Below are 15,343 nucleotides of genomic sequence, written 5' to 3'. Positions count from 1 at the left end.
GGGTGCTTCTCGCGGACGCCCGGGTGACGGCTCGCTCCGGCACCCGGGCCCGCGGCATGTGCGAGACTCGCCGGGTGAGACGGCAGGATCTCGACGACCTCGTCCGGCTGCGGCGGGCCCGCGACCGGATGGACCGCGACTACGCCGAGCCGCTCGACGTCCCGGCGCTCGCGCGCGAGGCCCTGATGTCGGCGGGCCACTTCTCCCGCAGCTTCCGCGCCGCCTACGGCGAGACGCCGTACAGCCATCTGATGACGCGCCGCATCGAGCGTGCCAAGGCGCTGCTGCGGCGGGGCGACCTCACGGTGACGGAGGTGTGCTTCGCGGTGGGCTGCACCTCGCTCGGGTCGTTCAGCTCGCGCTTCACGGAGCTGGTCGGCGAGAGCCCGAGCGCCTACCGGGCCCGGAGCCACGACGACGGCGCCGCCGTCCCGGCCTGCATCGCAAAGATCTACACCAGACCGGTCAGGAACGGAGAAGCCGGCCGCGTCGATCGGCCGTAGCCTCGGCCGCATGGACCTCACGCTTTCCACCTGCTTCATCGCCGTCGACGACCACGACAAGGCGATCGCCTTCTACCGCGACGTGCTCGGCCTGGAGGTACGCGCCGACGTCGGGTTCGAGGGGATGCGCTGGGTGACCGTCGGGTCGCCCGCGCAGCCCGATGTGAGCCTCGTGCTGGAACCGCCCGCCGCCGACCCGAGCACCTCGCCGGCCGACAAGCAGGCGCTGGCGGAGCTGATGGCGAAGGGCCTGCTGCGGGGCGTCATCTTCACGACACAGGACTGCGACGCCACCTTCGAGCGCGTCAGCGGCGCGGGCGCCGAGGTGCTGCAGGAGCCGATGGACCAGCCCTACGGCGTCCGTGACTGCGCCTTCCGCGACCCGGCCGGCAACCTGCTGCGCTTCAACCAGCCCCTCGGGAAGCCCGGGAACTGAGCCCGGGCACGGCCCCGCTCAGGGAATCCGCCTCCGGGGCGGGGGCCACCCGCCCGTCGCCGGTGCCCCGCGGGGCGAAGGGCTCCTCCCCCCGCCGGGGCACCGAGGCGCGCCACAGCCCGCGCGCCGCGACGAGGGCGGCCAGCACCAGCAGGCCGTTGCGGACGAACAGGAGCGTGACGCCGAGCGTGTCGCCCGCGACGACGTGCGAGAACCAGAGCGGGAACTCCAGCAGCGTCACGAACGAGGCCAGCAGGACGAGGGCGGCCGGCACGCGCATGCCGGAACGGCCGAAGCACAGGCAGACCGCGGCGAGTCCGACCAGCCACACCATGTACTGCGGGCTGATCACCCGGCTCGTGATGGTGAACAGCAGCACCGCCACGAAGGCGGCGTCCGCCGGTGTGCGCGGCCCGGGCCTCGCGGCCGTCAGCCGCCACAGCAGCAGCCAGCCGAAGGCGACCCCGGACAGCACCAGGGCGGCCGTGCTCACCATGTCGACGTAGGGGCCGACGAACTCCACCGAGCCGTAGTTGAGCAGCACCTGCCCGTCCCAGCCGTGGTGCCGCGCCACGTGGAACACCAGCGCGCCCAGCGACTCCACCTCGGTGCCCCGGTCCCGCTGGAAGGTGAGGAACGCGAAGGCACCCGGCATGGCCAGCGCGAACAGTGCCGCCAGCGTCGCCGCCGTCAGCGCCGCCGCGGCCCAGGCCCGGCGGCGCACGGCACCGATCAGCAGCAGCACCGGCCACACCTTCAGCATCGCCCCGAAGCCCACGAGCGCCCCCATGAGGCGGGGCCGGCGGGCGCCCGCGAGCAGTGCGGCCACCGCGACGGCCGTGACCATCACGTCGTAGCGCGCGTACACGGTCGGACCCAGCAGCGGGACGCCCACCACCCACACCCAGGCGCCGAGCACCGTCCCGCCGGGGCGCCGGCCCGCACGCAGCAGCAGGACGAGGACGGCCAGGTCGGCGAGGAGGGCGAGGACGAAGAAGGCGTGCGTGTAGTCGAGGAAGAACAGCAGCGCCGGGGAGAGGACCGCGAGGGCCGCCGCGGGCGGGTACTGCCAGGTGATGTCGTCGAGGGGGAACGTCCCGGTGCGCAGCACCTCGTACCAGCTCTGGTAGATCACGGAGACGTCGCTCGTGACGTCCGGGCCGGGGAAGACGCGCACCTTGAGGACGAGCAGGAGCAGCAGCAGCCGGGTCGGCGCCCAGAGCGCGAGGGGTCCGGTCACGGATCGTGTCCCGTCCGTCCTGTCCACCTGCGCCCCTGTTCGTCTCGCCGCGGCCCGCGGCGCGCGGGTGCCGCCCGTCGTCCGACGGAGCCATGATCCCCGGCCATGGGTGCGGGAGCGGCGCAGCGCGGCCGTGCCGGGCCGCGTGTGTGCGTTCGGTAGGGTCGGCGCTGATGCGCAAGACCTTGATCGTGACGAACGACTTCCCGCCCAGACCCGGCGGCATCCAGGCGTTTCTGCACAACATGGCGCTGCGGCTGGATCCCGGCCGGCTCGTCGTGTACGCCTCGACATGGAAGCGGACCGGCGAGGGCCTGGAGGCCACCGCCGCGTTCGACGCCGAGCAGCCCTTCACCGTTGTGCGCGACCGGACGACCATGCTGCTGCCGACGCCCGCCGTGACCCGGCAGGCCGTCGCCCTGCTGCGGGCGCACGAGTGCACGGCGGTGTGGTTCGGCGCCGCGGCGCCCCTCGGCCTGATGGCGCCCGCGCTGCGCCGGGCGGGCGCCGAGCGGCTGGTGGCCACCACCCACGGGCACGAGGCGGGTTGGGCCGCGCTGCCCGCCGCCCGGCAGTTGCTGCGCCGGATCGGCGACTCCACCGACACCCTCACCTACCTCGGCGAGTACACCCGCTCGCGGATCGCGGGGGCGCTCACCCGGGACGCCGCCGCGCGGATGACCCGGCTGCCGCCCGGTGTCGACGAGAAGACCTTCCATCCCGGCTCCGGCGGCGACCGCGTGCGGGCCCGGCTCGGGCTCAGCGGCCGGCCCGTCGTCGTCTGCGTCTCCCGGCTCGTGCCGCGCAAGGGGCAGGACACGCTGATCCTCGCCATGCCCCGCATCCTGTCCAAGGAGCCGGACGCCGTGCTGCTCCTGGTCGGGGGCGGTCCCTACGAGGGGGAGCTGCGCAAGCTGGCGCGGGAGACCCGGGTCGAGGACTCCGTCGTCTTCACGGGGGCCGTGCCCTGGTCGGAACTGCCGGCCCACTACGGGGCGGGCGACGTCTTCGCCATGCCGTGCCGCACCCGGCGCGGCGGGCTCGACGTCGAGGGCCTCGGCATCGTCTACCTGGAGGCGTCCGCGACCGGACTGCCGGTCGTCGCCGGGGACTCCGGGGGCGCGCCCGACGCCGTGCTCGACGGGGAGACGGGGTGGGTCGTGCGCGGGGGTTCCGTGGAGGACGCCGCCGACCGGATCGTCACGCTCCTGGGGGACGCCGAACTGCGCCGCCGGATGGGGGAGCGGGGGCGCGCCTGGGTGGAGGAGCGGTGGCGGTGGGACCTGCTGGCCGAGCGCCTGAAGGAACTGCTGTAGTCGGGGAACCGCCGGGACAGCAAGCTGCCGGGGACGAGGAACCGCCGGGGACGAGGAACCGCCGGGGACGAGGAACCGCCGGGGACGAGGAACCGCCGGGGACGAGGAACCGCCGGGGACGAGGAACCGCCGGAGATGAGGAACCGCCGGACAGCGGGCCGCCGGGGACGAGGAACCGTCGGGACAGCGAACCGCCGGGAGGGCGAGCCGCCGGAGACGAGGAACCGTCGGGGACGGGGAACCGTCGAAGAGCGAACCGCCGGGGACCAGGAACCGCCGGCGATCAGCGACCACCGTCGTGGAAACGGCGTGGCGCGGGTCTCCCGTCGAACTCGACCGGGAGACCCGCGCCATGACGTTGCGTCACATGTCGCGCTACTTCTGGTAGAGCGCCTCGATCTCGGTCGCGAAGTCCTTCGCCACCACGTTCCGCTTCAGCTTCAGCGAGGGCGTCAGATGCCCCGAGTCCTCGGTGAACTGCGAGTCCAGGATGCGGAACCTGCGCACCGACTCCGCCTTGGAGACGGCCGCGTTGCCGTCGTCGACGGCGGACTGGACCGCCGCCAGCAGGTCGGCGTCCTCGCGCAGCGACGCGGCCGTGGAACCGGCCGGCTTGCCGTGGCCGGCGGCCCAACGGCCGAGGAACTCCTCGTCGATGGTGATGAGCGCGCCGACGAACGGGCGCGCGTCGCCGACCACCATGCACTCCGCGACCAGCGCGTGCGCCCGGATACGGTCCTCGATCACGGCCGGCGCCACGTTCTTGCCGCCCGCCGTGACGATGATCTCCTTCTTGCGGCCGGTGATCGCGAGGTACCCGTCCTCGTCGAGGGTGCCGATGTCGCCGGTGTGGAACCAGCCGTCGGCGAGGGCCTCCTCGGTGGCGGCCGGGTTGTTCCAGTACTCCTTGAACAGGTGCTCGCCGTGCAGCAGCACCTCGCCGTCGTCCGCGATCCGCACGACCGATCCCGGCAGCGGCTGGCCGACCGTGCCGATCTTCTGACGGTCCCACGGGTTGAAGGCGGTGGCGGCACAGGACTCGGTCAGGCCGTAGCCCTCCAGGACCGTGAAGCCGATGCCGCGGAAGAAGTGGCCGAGCCGCTCGCCGAGCGGTGCGCCGCCGGAGATGGCGTACTCGCCACGGCCGCCGAGGACCGCGCGCAGCTTGTTGTAGACGAGCTTGTCGAAGACCTTGTGCTTGATCCGCAGGCCCAGCGAGGGACCGGACGGCGTGTCCAGGGCCTTGCTGTACGCGATGGCCGTGTCCGTGGCCTTGTCGAAGATCTTGCCCTTGCCGTCCGCCTCGGCCTTGGCGCGGGCCGAGTTGTAGACCTTCTCGAAGACACGCGGCACACCGAGGATCAACGTCGGCCGGAACGAGGCCAGTTCGTCGGTGAGGTTCGAGATGTCCGGGAGGCAGCCCAGCTTGATCGGCGCCATCATCGGGGCGACCTGGACCAGCCGGCCGAAGACATGGGCGAGCGGCAGGAAGAGCAGCACGCTGCACTCGCCGGTGCGGAACAGCGGGCGCAGACGCTCGACCACGTTGCCGCACTCCGCGAAGAAGCTGCGGTGCGAGAGCACACAGCCCTTGGGGCGACCCGTCGTGCCGGAGGTGTAGACGATCGTCGCGGGGTCGTCGGCCTTCGCCAGCGAGCTGCGCTCCTCGACGGTCGCGTCGCTGACGTCCTGTCCGAGGCGGCGCAACTCGTCGACGCCGCCGCCCTCGATCTGCCAGACGTGCTTGAGCCCGGGCAGCCCGTCGCGCACCGACTCGACGGCGGCCGTGTGGCCGTCCGTCTCGACGACGCAGGCGGTCGCGCCCGAGTCGCCGAGGATCCACTGCACCTGCTCCGGCGAGCTGGTCTCGTAGACCGGCACGGTGACCGCGCCCGCGCTCCAGATCGCGAAGTCCAGCAGTGTCCACTCGTAGCGGCTGCGGGACATCAGGCCGACCCGGTCCCCCGGCTGCACGCCGGAGGCGATCAGGCCCTTGGCGGCGGCCCGGACCTCGTCGAGGAAGGCGGTCGCCGTCACGTCCTGCCAGACGGCGCCCTCCTTGCGGGCGATCACGGCGACGTCCGGATGCTGCGCGGCGTTTCTGCGGACGATGTCCGTCAGATTGCCGTCCGAGGGGACCTCGTACAAAGCCGGAAGGCTGAACTCGCGCAAGACTGCTGCTCCTCAAAGGGCGCCGGCGCCACGACGTTGTGTGGTTGAAAACCTGAGCTCGACTGGACTGGCCGGACGTTACCCGTCGGTATGGCCGCTAGGACAGGGGGGTCCGGCGAGATGTTCGCTGCGTCACACAGGGGGGTGCGTCGACGATGTTCCTGATGGTGCTCCTGCGCGCACAGTAGTCGACGGCTTTCCTGACTGGCGAGTAATCGCAGGTCCGGCCGCCACTGTTCACGTTTGTCCCACACGCTTACCCTTGATCGCCATGGCACCCACACCAGCCGGCGACCGCAGGACGCGCATCCACGTGGTCAGCGACGTGCACGGCAACGCGCGCGACCTGGCACGGGCAGGGGACGGCGCGGACGCGCTCGTCTGCCTCGGGGACCTGGTCCTGTTCCTGGACTACGCCGACCACTCACGCGGCATCTTCCCCGATCTGTTCGGGGTCGAGAACGCCGACCGCATCGTCGAACTGCGCACCGCCCGACGCTTCGAGGAGGCGCGTGAGCTGGGCGCACGGCTGTGGGCGGGGGTGGGGGAGGACCGGGCCGCGGTGATCGAGCGGGCGGTGCGCAAGCAGTACGCCGAGTTGTTCGCGGCCTTCCCGACACCGACGTACGCCACCTACGGCAACGTCGACATGCCGAAGTTGTGGCGCGAGTACGCCGGACCGGGCACGACGGTGCTGGACGGCGAGCGGGTGGAGATCGGCGGCTGGGTCTTCGGCTTCGTGGGCGGTGGCCTGCGCACGCCGATGCGCACGCCGTACGAGATCGGCGACGAGGAGTTCGCGGCGAAGATCGAGGCGGTGGGCGAGGTCGACGTGCTGTGCACGCACATCCCGCCGGAGGTGCCGGACCTGGTCTACGACACGGTGGCGCGGCGCTTCGAGCGGGGGAGCCGGGCGCTGCTCGACGCCATCCGCCGCACCCGGCCCCGCTATTCCCTCTTCGGACATGTCCACCAGCCGCTCGCCGCCCGGATGCGGATCGGGGCCACCGAGTGCGTGAACGTGGGGCACTTCGCGAGCACCGGGCGGCCATGGGCGCTGGAGTGGTGAGGGCGGTGCAGGTCGGCGCGGGCAGTGGTGACGGCGGCGGGTGCGCCGCGCGGTAGCCTTCACGCTGCACACACGTGCGCACTACCACCTCTTGCCCGACCACGTTCGGAGGAGCCACGGCGATGGCGGAACACACCAGCTCGAGCATCGAGATCGAGGCGGCTCCGGCCGACGTCATGGCGGTGATCGCCGACTTCGCCCGCTACCCGGACTGGACCGGTGAGGTGAAGGAGGCCGAGGTCCTCAAGACCGACGGACAGGGCCGTGCCGAGCACGTCCGGCTCGTCATGGACGCCGGCGCGATCAAGGACGACCAGACGCTGGCCTACACCTGGACCGGCGAGCACGAGGTCTCCTGGACGCTGGTGAAGTCCCAGATGCTGCGCTCCCTGGACGGTTCCTACCTCCTCAAGCCGGCCGGCGCCGGTGGTACCGAGGTCACCTACCAGCTCACGGTGGACGTCAAGATCCCGATGCTGGGGATGATCAAGCGCAAGGCGGAGAAGGTGATCACCGATCGCGCGCTGGCGGGGCTGAAGAAGCGCGTGGAGTCCGGCCGGTAGCTCCCCTCACGCCGCCGCCCGCGAGCGCCCGGGCCCCCACGCCCCGGTACGGTTCACCCTCATGCGCACCATCCTGATCACCGGTCCCGGCGGCAGCGGTCGTACCACCGTCGCCGCGGCCACCGCGCTCGCCGCCGCCCGTGAGGGCGCCCGCACCCTCCTCCTCGGCACCGACCAGGGGGACAGCCTCGGGAGCGCGCTGGGGACCGCGACCGGTCCGGACCCCGTGGTGGCCGCGCCCGGACTCACGGCCTGGCGGCCCGACCCCGCCACCGGCTTCCGCGAAGATCTCACCGGACTCCAGGAACGCGCCTCCGGACTGCTCGACCTGCTCGGCGCGACTCCCCTCGACCCGGAGGAGTTCACCCCCCTGCCCGGAGCCGGGGAACTCGCCGTGCTCCGCGCCCTGCGCGACGCCGCCCTGGCCGAGGCGCACGACCTGCTGGTCGTCGACCTGCCGCCCACCCCGGCGGCCCTCGCCCTCCTCGCCCTCCCGGAGGAACTGCGCCGGCTTCTGCGCCGGCTCCTCCCGCCCGAGCGGCAGGCCGCCCGCGCCCTGCGCCCCGTGCTCGGCCGGCTGGCCGGCGTGCCGATGCCCGCGGACCGGCTGTACGAGACGGCCGCCCGGTGGGACCTCGAACTCGCCGCCGTGGAAGCCGTGCTGGCCGATCGGGCGACGACCGTACGGCTCGTCGCCGAACCCTCACCGGCCGGTGGCGACGCCGTCCGCACCGCCACCCTCGGTCTCGCCCTGCGCGGGCTGCGCCCGGACGCGCTGATCGCCAACCGGGTGCTCCCCGAGAGCGAGGGCGACGGCTGGCTCGCCGGTCCGCTCGCCCAGCAGCGCAAGGCCCTCGACGACTGGCGCACCGCCCACGACCTGCACACCGTCCCCCACCTGGGGCACGACCCGCGCGGCACGGACGACCTCGCCGGCCTGGGGGCGCCCGTGCTCGGGACCGCCCCCGACAGGCCCGAGTGGCCCGTCGAGGACCGGCTCGCCGAGGACGGCCTGCTCGTCTGGCGCCTCCCGCTGCCCGGCGCCGTGCGCGAGGAGCTCGACCTCGTCCGGCGGGGCGACGAACTGGTCGTCGTCGCCGGTCCGTTCCGCCGGGTCCTGCGGCTGCCGTCCGCCCTGCGCCGCTGCGCCGTCGACGGGGCGGGGCTGCGCGAGGGCGAGCTGCGCGTCCGGTTCGCGCCGGACCCGGAGCTGTGGCCGCGGGCGCGGTGAAACCGCCGCGCCTGTTCGGGTAACGTCGTAAGGACGAGACGTAGTCAGGAGTCCGCCATGAGCGAAGAGCGCCCCTTCTCCGACGCCGCTCAGGACCAGCCGTCCGGCGAGCCGCTGCCCACGGGTGACGCCGACGCGTGGGCGACCGCGTGCGCCGAGGACCTGGAGGCGGAGAAGGTCCGCCGCCGGGAACAGCACGGGCCGCCGCCCGGATCGGCCGCCGAGGAGCTGCGCCGGCTCGTCGACACCGTCGCCGACAAGCTGTCCGGACTTCAGGCGCCGCTGTTCGGCGCGGTCGCCGGGCCCGCCGCCCAGCAGGTGGTGCAGCAGGTCGTGCAGCAGGCCAAGGCCGCCGTGGAACCCGTGATCGAGCGCAACCCGGACGTCTTCGACCACCTCGCCGCCGCCGGCCACGAACTGCTCGCCGCGTACCGCTCCGCGGTCCAGGTCCAGGAGCGCCGATGGACGGCCGGCCCGGACGCGGGCGACGCCTCCGACGAGCTGAAGAACCTCGACGAGACCGAGCGCGACCCCGGTGAGGGCACGGGTCCGGGGCAGCGCATCGACCTGGACTGAGCCCTGCTCGGGTACGGTTGGCCGTAGCGGGGCTCGACCGGAACTGAGGGATTCATGGGACTCACCATCGGCGTCGACATCGGCGGCACGAAGATCGCGGCCGGCGTGGTAGACGAGGAAGGCAACATCCTCTCGACCCACAAGGTGCCGACCCCGGGCACGCCCGAGGGCATCGTGGACGCCATCGCCTCCGCGGTGGAAGGCGCACGCGCGGGGCACGAGATCGTCGGCGTGGGCATCGGTGCCGCCGGATATGTCAACCGGCAGCGCTCGACGGTCTACTTCGCGCCCAACATCGACTGGCGCAACGAGCCGCTGAAGGAAAAGGTCGAGGCACGTACGGGGCTGCCCGTCGTGGTGGAGAACGACGCCAACGCCGCCGCCTGGGGCGAGTACAAGTTCGGCGCGGGCAAGGGCCACCGCAACGTCATCTGCATCACGCTCGGCACCGGCCTCGGCGGCGGCATCATCATCGGCAACAAGCTGCGCCGCGGCCACTTCGGCGTGGCCGCCGAGTTCGGCCACATCCGGATGGTGCCGGACGGGCTGCTGTGCGGCTGCGGTTCGCAGGGCTGCTGGGAGCAGTACGCCTCCGGCCGCGCCCTCGTGCGGTACGCCAAGCAGCGCGCCAACGCCACCCCGGAGAACGCCGAGGTGCTGCTCGGCCTCGGCGACGGCACCCCCGACGGCATCGAGGGCAAGCACATCTCCATGGCCGCCCGTCAGGGCGACGCCGTCGCCGTCGACTCCTACCGCGAGCTCGCCCGCTGGGCCGGCGCGGGTCTGGCCGACCTCGCCTCGCTCTTCGACCCGTCCGCGTTCATCGTCGGCGGCGGGCTGTCCGACGAGGGCGAGCTGGTCCTCGACCCGATCCGCAAGTCGTACAAGCGCTGGCTGGTCGGCGGCAACTGGCGTCCCGTCGCCGAGGTGATCGCCGCGCAGCTGGGCAACGATGCCGGACTGGTGGGCGCCGCCGACCTGGCCCGGGAGCCCGACCCGATCATGTAGCCGCCCGCCTCGGGGGTGCGCGGCATCCTGCGGGGACGGAGCTGACAGGCTTCTCAGGGGCGCGGGGAACCGTGCGGCCGGCCACGGTCGCCCACGGATCCCGCGCCCCGAGTCGTCGGGCGCCCCGGCCCCCGCCCCACTAGATTGACCCGCATGGCAACCTCCTCGCCGCTCCCCAACTCCCGCACCGAGGAAGACGGTTCCGTGATCCTCCGGGTGCTCAGCTACAACATCCGCTCGATGCGCGACGACACCGCCGCGCTCGCCCGTGTGATCGGCGCCTGCGACCCCGACCTGGTCCTCGTCCAGGAAGCCCCCCGCTTCTTCCGCTGGCGCAAGAAGCTGGCCCGCCTCGCCGCCGCCTCCGGGCGGATGATCCTCTCCGGCGGTGCCACCGCCGCGGGCCCGGCGCTGCTGTGCGCGCCGCGGGCGACGGTGGAGCGCACCGAGGACGTGCTGCTGCCGCTCACCCCCGGACTGCACCGGCGCGGCTTCGCGACGGCCGTGGTCCGTTTCGGCGGCGTCCGCGTCGGGGTGCTGAGCTGCCATCTCTCGCTCCAGCAGGACGAACGCCACACCCAGGGCGGCATGCTCCTCGACAGGCTCGCCGGCCTCGGGACGGAGCACGTGATCGCGGGCGGCGACCTCAACGAACGGCCCGGCGGACGCACCTTCCGGCTCCTGGCCGACGGGCTCCAGGACTGCTGGGCCACCGCTCCCTGGGGCGGCGAGAACACCTCGACGCCGTACGACCCCCACCAGCGCATCGACGCGATCTTCGCGACCAATGGGATCGAGGTGCTCGGCTGCGGCGTGCCGCACGGCCGGCCGGGCGTGACGCAGACAGACCTGAGGGCGGCCACGGACCATCTTCCGGTCCTGGCCGCCCTCAGAGTCCCGGGTGTGTGAGCGGGGTCAGACCACCGCGCCGCGCCCCGGATCGTCGTCGTCGTCCTCGTCGGTGCGCATCCGCATCACCAGGGTCGCGAAACCGCCCAGGAAGCCGCCGACGGCGAGGGTCGTCAGCCACCACGTCATGTCCCAGCCGAGCAGCACCGCCAGCAGAAGCAGCACCGGACCGCCCAGCACGCCCAGCCATCCGAACTTCGCCGTGGCGTCGGCCGCGGGCAGCGGCGGCGGCTCCGGCGGCACGAAGTGGCCCTCGTCGTCCGCGGTGAAGTCGTCCTCGGACGGCTCGGGCGGCGTGTAGTCGCGGGGACCGCCGCCCACGCCCGGCGCGAAGGTCACGGAGCTGCCGAGCGGCTCCGGCGTCTCCTTCTTCGGCTCCGGCTCCGGCTCACGCCCGGCCGGCTCTTCGCCGCCGTCGTTCGTCTCGGGCTCCAGCAGCGCCAGGTCCTCGACCGACTTGAAGGGCTTGGACCCGGGCGGGTCCGCCGGCTCCTCACCGAAGCCGGCGACGATCGCGGCCCAGGCGGCGTCCTCGTCGAACGGTACGTGCTGCTCGGCGGGCTCGCGCCCGTCCTCGGGGCGCGTCTCCCGATCCTCCCGCTCCTCGCGGTCCTCGCGATCGGAGTCGTGCTCAGCCACCTGCAGCCGTCCCTTCCATGCCGACACTGGGTGCGAGCCGGCCGATGAACGCGAGGCTCTCCTCGAAGATCCGGTCCGCGTCGTAGTCCAACGTCGCCACGTGGTAGCTCTGTTCCAGCAGGCGCTCGCCGACATCCGTGGAGGACACCCGGCCGAGGATGCGCGCCGAGTCGGCCGGCGGCACCACATGGTCCTGCGGGCTGTGCAGAAGCAGCAGTGGCTGGGTGACCTGGGGAAGCTCGCCGTCGACGACCCCGAAGAAGTTCCGCAGCGAGTGCGCGGCCCGCAGCGGGATGCGGTCGTAGCCGACCTCCACCACATCGGGCCGGGCGATGTCGCTGGTGATCCCCTTCGTCGACCGCACGAGATGGCGGGCGAGCGGCAGGGCGTACGCGGACAGCCCGTGCATCTTGATGGCCGGGTTGACGACCACGACACCGCTGACCGCGTCCCCGTGCCGGGCCGCGAGCCGCAGTGCGAGGGCGCCGCCCATCGACAGGCCGAACACGAACACCTGCGCGTACCGGCGGCTGAGTGCGCGCAGCTCGCGGTCCACCTCGGCGTACCAGTCCTGCCAGCCCGTGAGCTCCATGTCCTCCCATCGCGTGCCGTGTCCGGGCAGCAGCGGCAGGGTGACGGACAGACCGCGTTCCGCGAGGTATTCCGCCCAGGGACGCAGCGACTGGGGGGAACCGGTGAAGCCGTGGCAGAGCAGGACGCCGACTTCTCCACCGTCGTGGCGGTACGGCTCGGCTCCAGGAAGGACCGGCACCTTCGGTCTCCTGTTCATGTGAGAGGGGCGTGGGAAGAGTTCAGGTTGCTTCACCGTACGCGACCGCACTGACACCGACCAGGGCCGTCGGAGTCTTCGCAAGACCGCCGGGTTAAGGTCTGGTCGACAGACACAGGAGGCACTCGGTTGTTGTACGGCGCGATGAAGGTTTCCATCGGGGGACCGTTGAAGCTTGTCTTCCGGCCCTGGGTGGAGGGTCTGGAGAACGTCCCCGCCGAGGGCCCCGCCATCCTGGCGAGCAACCACCTGTCCTTCTCGGACTCGTTCTTCCTGCCCGCGGTGCTGGACCGCAAGGTCACCTTCATCGCGAAGGCCGAGTACTTCACGACGCCCGGCATCAAGGGGCGTCTGACCGCGGCCTTCTTCAAGGGCGTCGGCCAGCTCCCGGTGGACCGCTCCGGCGGCCGCGGCGCGGGCGAGGCGGCGATCAAGAGCGGGATAGAGGTCATCGAGCAGGGTGAGCTGTTCGGCATCTACCCGGAGGGCACCCGCTCGCCCGACGGCCGCCTCTACCGCGGCAAGCCCGGCGGGCTGGCGCGTGTGGCGCTCGCCACCGGCGCGCCCGTCATCCCGGTCGCGATGATCGACACCGAGAAGATCCAGCCGCCCGGCAAGGTCCTGCCGAAGCTCATGCGGCCCGGCATCCGGATCGGCAAGCCGCTGGACTTCCGCCGCTACCGCGGCATGGAACACGACCGTTTCGTGCTCCGGGCGGTGACCGACGAGGTCATGTACGAAATCATGAAGCTCTCCGGCCAGGAGTACGTGGACGTGTACGCGACCGCCGCCAAGCGGGAGATCGCGGAAGCGGCCAAGGCGGAGAGGGAAGCGGCCAAGGCCGCCAGGGCGGCGCTCTCGCAGGCCGAGAAGGATCAGGCGCAGAAGGAAAAGGACCAGGCCGACCAGGGGTGACGGCCGATCCGGGGGTGGGGGGACATGGCGGCGCGCGAGCGGGTCATGAGGATGTCGGTCGAGCAGCCGCTGTGGCGCGCGCTCGCCGGGTACCGCGTACTGACCATGCTGTACGCGATCGGGGTGTTCGCCACCTCCTACCGTGAGTTCGCCCGTCCCTGGGTCGCCGTCGGCTACTTCGCCGTCCTGTTCGTCTGGACCCTGGCGACCCTGCCGCTGGTCTCCGGCGCCGCGAGGTGCACCAAGCGCTTCCTCGCGGCGGACCTCGCCGTCGCCCTCACCGGCATCCTGCTCACCCTGGTCGCGGACACCCCGGAGCGGATCGCCGACGGCCGCCTGACCCTGCCGACGATATGGACGGCCGGCTCGGTGCTGGCCTTCGCGATCAAGGGCGGCTGGCGCTGGGCGGCCGTCGCCTCCAGCCTGGTCGCCGCCGCCAACCTGGTGCAGCGCGGCAGCCCGGCCCGCGACACCGTGCACAACGTGCTCCTCGTCTGGATCGCCTCCATCGCCATCGGCTACGTCGTCCAGGTCGCCCGTGCCTCCGAGCGCACCCTCGCGCGGGCCCTGGAGATCGAGGCCGCCACCCGGGAGCGGGAGCGGCTCGCCCGGGACATCCACGACAGCGTGCTCCAGGTGCTGGCGATGGTGCAGCGGCGTGGCGCGGTCATCGGCGGCGAGGCGGCCGAACTCGGGCGCCTCGCCGGTGAGCAGGAGGTCGCCTTGCGCACGCTGGTCTCCGGCGGCCTGCTGCGCGTCTCCCGGGTGTCGGAGGACGCCGCCGAGGGGGCGCTCGTACGCGCCGTGGAGGAACCGGACGACGACGGCGGGCCGGTCGATCTGCGGACGCTGCTCGCCCCGTTCGCCGCCGCCCGGGTCAGCCTCGCCGAGCCCGGCGCACCGGTCCGGCTGCCGCCGCCGGCCGCGCGGGAGCTGGCCGCCGCCGTGTCGGCGGCCCTGGACAACGTCCGCGAGCACGCCGGCGATCAAGCGCGGGCCTGGATCCTGGTCGAGGACGAGCCGGACGCGGTGATCGTGACCGTCCGCGACGACGGCCCCGGCATCCCCGAGGGCCGTCTCGCGCAGGCCGAGGGCGAGGGGCGGCTGGGCGTGGCGCTGTCGATCCGGGGCCGGCTGCGCGACCTGGGCGGCACGGCCGAGCTGGTCTCGACGCCGGGGCAGGGCACGGAAGTAGAGCTGAAGGTACCGAAGCAGACGGCACGGGGGCAGCGATGAACGCACAGCAGGGACCGATCAGGGTGATGGTCGTCGACGACCACCCCATGTGGCGCGATGCCGTCGCCCGCGATCTCGCCGAGGCGGGTTTCGAGGTGGTCGCCACCGCCGGCGACGGCGAGCAGGCGGTACGCCGTGCCAAGGCGGCGGCGCCCGACGTCCTCGTCCTGGATCTGAACTTGCCCGCCAAACCCGGCGTCCAGGTCTGCAAGGAGCTCGTCGCGCACCATCCGGCGCTGCGTGTGCTGGTGCTGTCGGCGAGCGGGGAGCACGCCGATGTGCTGGAGGCCGTGAAGTCCGGTGCGACCGGCTATCTGCTGAAGTCGGCGTCCACGGAGGAACTGCAGGACGCGGTCCGCCGTACGGCCGTCGGGGACCCGGTCTTCACGCCGGGCCTGGCCGGACTGGTTCTCGGCGAGTACCGGCGCCTCGCCTCGGACCCCGCGCCCGGTGCCGCGACCGGCGCCGCTGAGCCGGGGGCGCCCCGGCTGACCGACCGTGAGACCGAGGTGCTGCGGCTGGTGGCCAAGGGCCTCAGCTACAAGCAGATCGCCGAGCGGCTCGTCATCTCGCACCGCACGGTCCAGAACCACGTCCAGAACACCCTCGGCAAGCTCCAGTTGCACAACCGGGTGGAGCTGGTGCGGTACGCGATAGAGCGCGGCCTCGACGAGGAGTGAGGCGGGCGCGGCCCGGCCCAACCGGTCGCCGACTCACCGGAATTGCCCTTACGGGCCATG

Annotated in this window: 16 protein-coding genes; 12 read left to right on the top strand and 4 right to left on the bottom strand. The window is 72.7% G+C overall.

The annotated features are described in order from the left end of the window. Positions 1 to 56: 56 nt before the first annotated feature. The gene (locus ACWCPM_RS25545) at positions 57 to 503 is read left to right on the top strand and encodes a helix-turn-helix transcriptional regulator (protein WP_450978593.1); all 447 of its coding nucleotides are present in this window, start codon (positions 57 to 59) and stop codon (positions 501 to 503) included. 10 nt (positions 504 to 513) lie between these two features. Beyond that, positions 514 to 939 carry a VOC family protein gene (locus tag ACWCPM_RS25540; protein ID WP_450978592.1) on the top strand — a complete coding sequence of 142 codons (426 nt, stop codon included), beginning with the start codon at positions 514 to 516 and terminating at the stop codon, positions 937 to 939. Here the strand turns inward: ACWCPM_RS25540 and ACWCPM_RS25535 are convergent. Further along, the gene (locus ACWCPM_RS25535; RefSeq protein WP_450978591.1) at positions 908 to 2,179 is read right to left on the bottom strand and encodes a glycosyltransferase 87 family protein; all 1,272 of its coding nucleotides are present in this window, start codon (positions 2,177 to 2,179) and stop codon (positions 908 to 910) included. The two genes, ACWCPM_RS25540 and ACWCPM_RS25535, sit on opposite strands and share 32 nt — an antisense overlap. Positions 2,180 to 2,352: 173 nt before the next feature. On the opposite strand from ACWCPM_RS25535, the gene ACWCPM_RS25530 reads away from it, so the two are divergent. Next, positions 2,353 to 3,495: a glycosyltransferase family 4 protein gene (locus ACWCPM_RS25530; RefSeq protein ID WP_450978590.1), complete on the top strand. Its 1,143-nt coding sequence runs from the start codon at positions 2,353 to 2,355 to the stop codon at positions 3,493 to 3,495. 375 nt (positions 3,496 to 3,870) lie between these two features. Here the strand turns inward: ACWCPM_RS25530 and ACWCPM_RS25525 are convergent, their stop codons facing one another. Beyond that, on the bottom strand, positions 3,871 to 5,667 hold the full coding sequence (locus tag ACWCPM_RS25525) for an AMP-dependent synthetase/ligase (protein WP_450978589.1): 1,797 nt from the start codon (positions 5,665 to 5,667) through the stop codon (positions 3,871 to 3,873). A gap of 271 nt (positions 5,668 to 5,938) precedes the next feature. Between ACWCPM_RS25525 and ACWCPM_RS25520 the strand changes: the two genes are divergently transcribed. The 6 genes from ACWCPM_RS25520 to ACWCPM_RS25495 all read left to right on the top strand — a co-directional run bounded on the left by ACWCPM_RS25520 (position 5,939) and on the right by ACWCPM_RS25495 (position 11,023). Beyond that, positions 5,939 to 6,736: a metallophosphoesterase family protein gene (locus ACWCPM_RS25520; RefSeq protein WP_450978588.1), complete on the top strand. Its 798-nt coding sequence runs from the start codon at positions 5,939 to 5,941 to the stop codon at positions 6,734 to 6,736. Between the two features lie 122 nt (positions 6,737 to 6,858). Beyond that, the gene (locus ACWCPM_RS25515; protein ID WP_450978587.1) at positions 6,859 to 7,299 is read left to right on the top strand and encodes an SRPBCC family protein; all 441 of its coding nucleotides are present in this window, start codon (positions 6,859 to 6,861) and stop codon (positions 7,297 to 7,299) included. Positions 7,300 to 7,360: 61 nt separating this feature from the next. Continuing rightward, positions 7,361 to 8,530 (top strand): ArsA family ATPase, encoded by a 1,170-nt coding sequence (locus ACWCPM_RS25510; RefSeq protein ID WP_450978586.1) that lies wholly within the window; start codon positions 7,361 to 7,363, stop codon positions 8,528 to 8,530. A gap of 57 nt (positions 8,531 to 8,587) precedes the next feature. Continuing rightward, entirely contained in the window at positions 8,588 to 9,106 is a 519-nt protein-coding gene (locus ACWCPM_RS25505) for a DUF5304 domain-containing protein (RefSeq protein WP_450978585.1), read from the top strand. A gap of 54 nt (positions 9,107 to 9,160) precedes the next feature. Then, complete coding sequence (locus tag ACWCPM_RS25500) at positions 9,161 to 10,114, top strand: ROK family glucokinase (protein ID WP_450978584.1); 954 nt, start codon at positions 9,161 to 9,163, stop codon at positions 10,112 to 10,114. Between the two features lie 153 nt (positions 10,115 to 10,267). Then, positions 10,268 to 11,023 carry an endonuclease/exonuclease/phosphatase family protein gene (locus tag ACWCPM_RS25495; protein ID WP_450978583.1) on the top strand — a complete coding sequence of 252 codons (756 nt, stop codon included), beginning with the start codon at positions 10,268 to 10,270 and terminating at the stop codon, positions 11,021 to 11,023. Between the two features lie 6 nt (positions 11,024 to 11,029). On the opposite strand, the gene ACWCPM_RS25490 is transcribed toward ACWCPM_RS25495, so the two are convergent. Further along, positions 11,030 to 11,662, bottom strand: a complete 633-nt coding sequence (locus ACWCPM_RS25490) for a hypothetical protein (protein WP_450978582.1) — start codon at positions 11,660 to 11,662, stop codon at positions 11,030 to 11,032. Further along, positions 11,655 to 12,434, bottom strand: a complete 780-nt coding sequence (locus tag ACWCPM_RS25485; protein WP_450978581.1) for an alpha/beta hydrolase — start codon at positions 12,432 to 12,434, stop codon at positions 11,655 to 11,657. Before ACWCPM_RS25485 ends, ACWCPM_RS25490 begins: the two co-directional genes overlap by 8 nt. Before the next feature lie 162 nt (positions 12,435 to 12,596). On the opposite strand from ACWCPM_RS25485, the gene ACWCPM_RS25480 reads away from it, so the two are divergent. The 3 genes from ACWCPM_RS25480 to ACWCPM_RS25470 are packed head-to-tail and all read left to right on the top strand — an operon-like array spanning position 12,597 to position 15,283. Further along, the gene (locus tag ACWCPM_RS25480) at positions 12,597 to 13,367 is read left to right on the top strand and encodes a lysophospholipid acyltransferase family protein (RefSeq protein ID WP_450978580.1); all 771 of its coding nucleotides are present in this window, start codon (positions 12,597 to 12,599) and stop codon (positions 13,365 to 13,367) included. Between the two features lie 24 nt (positions 13,368 to 13,391). Next, a complete protein-coding gene (gene macS / locus ACWCPM_RS25475) occupies positions 13,392 to 14,603 on the top strand; it encodes a MacS family sensor histidine kinase (RefSeq protein WP_450978579.1) in 1,212 nt (403 codons plus the stop codon). Further along, positions 14,600 to 15,283 (top strand): response regulator, encoded by a 684-nt coding sequence (locus ACWCPM_RS25470; RefSeq protein WP_450978578.1) that lies wholly within the window; start codon positions 14,600 to 14,602, stop codon positions 15,281 to 15,283. The genes macS and ACWCPM_RS25470 overlap by 4 nt, the downstream gene beginning before the upstream one ends. Positions 15,284 to 15,343: the final 60 nt, after the last annotated feature.

Source organism: Streptomyces sp. NPDC002309 (genome assembly GCF_053593375.1).
The sequence above is the reverse complement of the archived record's forward strand: the minus strand, read 5'-3'. Positions and strand labels throughout refer to the sequence as shown.

Coding starts and splice junctions, on each gene's coding strand:
- ACWCPM_RS25510 (WP_450978586.1), top strand. CDS start 7,361: ATGCGCACCATCCTGATCACCGGTCCCGGCGGCAGCGGTCGTACCACC.
- macS (WP_450978579.1), top strand. CDS start 13,392: ATGGCGGCGCGCGAGCGGGTCATGAGGATGTCGGTCGAGCAGCCGCTG.
- ACWCPM_RS25480 (WP_450978580.1), top strand. CDS start 12,597: ATGAAGGTTTCCATCGGGGGACCGTTGAAGCTTGTCTTCCGGCCCTGG.
- ACWCPM_RS25520 (WP_450978588.1), top strand. CDS start 5,939: ATGGCACCCACACCAGCCGGCGACCGCAGGACGCGCATCCACGTGGTC.
- ACWCPM_RS25540 (WP_450978592.1), top strand. CDS start 514: ATGGACCTCACGCTTTCCACCTGCTTCATCGCCGTCGACGACCACGAC.
- ACWCPM_RS25470 (WP_450978578.1), top strand. CDS start 14,600: ATGAACGCACAGCAGGGACCGATCAGGGTGATGGTCGTCGACGACCAC.
- ACWCPM_RS25530 (WP_450978590.1), top strand. CDS start 2,353: ATGCGCAAGACCTTGATCGTGACGAACGACTTCCCGCCCAGACCCGGC.
- ACWCPM_RS25545 (WP_450978593.1), top strand. CDS start 57: ATGTGCGAGACTCGCCGGGTGAGACGGCAGGATCTCGACGACCTCGTC.
- ACWCPM_RS25505 (WP_450978585.1), top strand. CDS start 8,588: ATGAGCGAAGAGCGCCCCTTCTCCGACGCCGCTCAGGACCAGCCGTCC.
- ACWCPM_RS25515 (WP_450978587.1), top strand. CDS start 6,859: ATGGCGGAACACACCAGCTCGAGCATCGAGATCGAGGCGGCTCCGGCC.
- ACWCPM_RS25500 (WP_450978584.1), top strand. CDS start 9,161: ATGGGACTCACCATCGGCGTCGACATCGGCGGCACGAAGATCGCGGCC.
- ACWCPM_RS25495 (WP_450978583.1), top strand. CDS start 10,268: ATGGCAACCTCCTCGCCGCTCCCCAACTCCCGCACCGAGGAAGACGGT.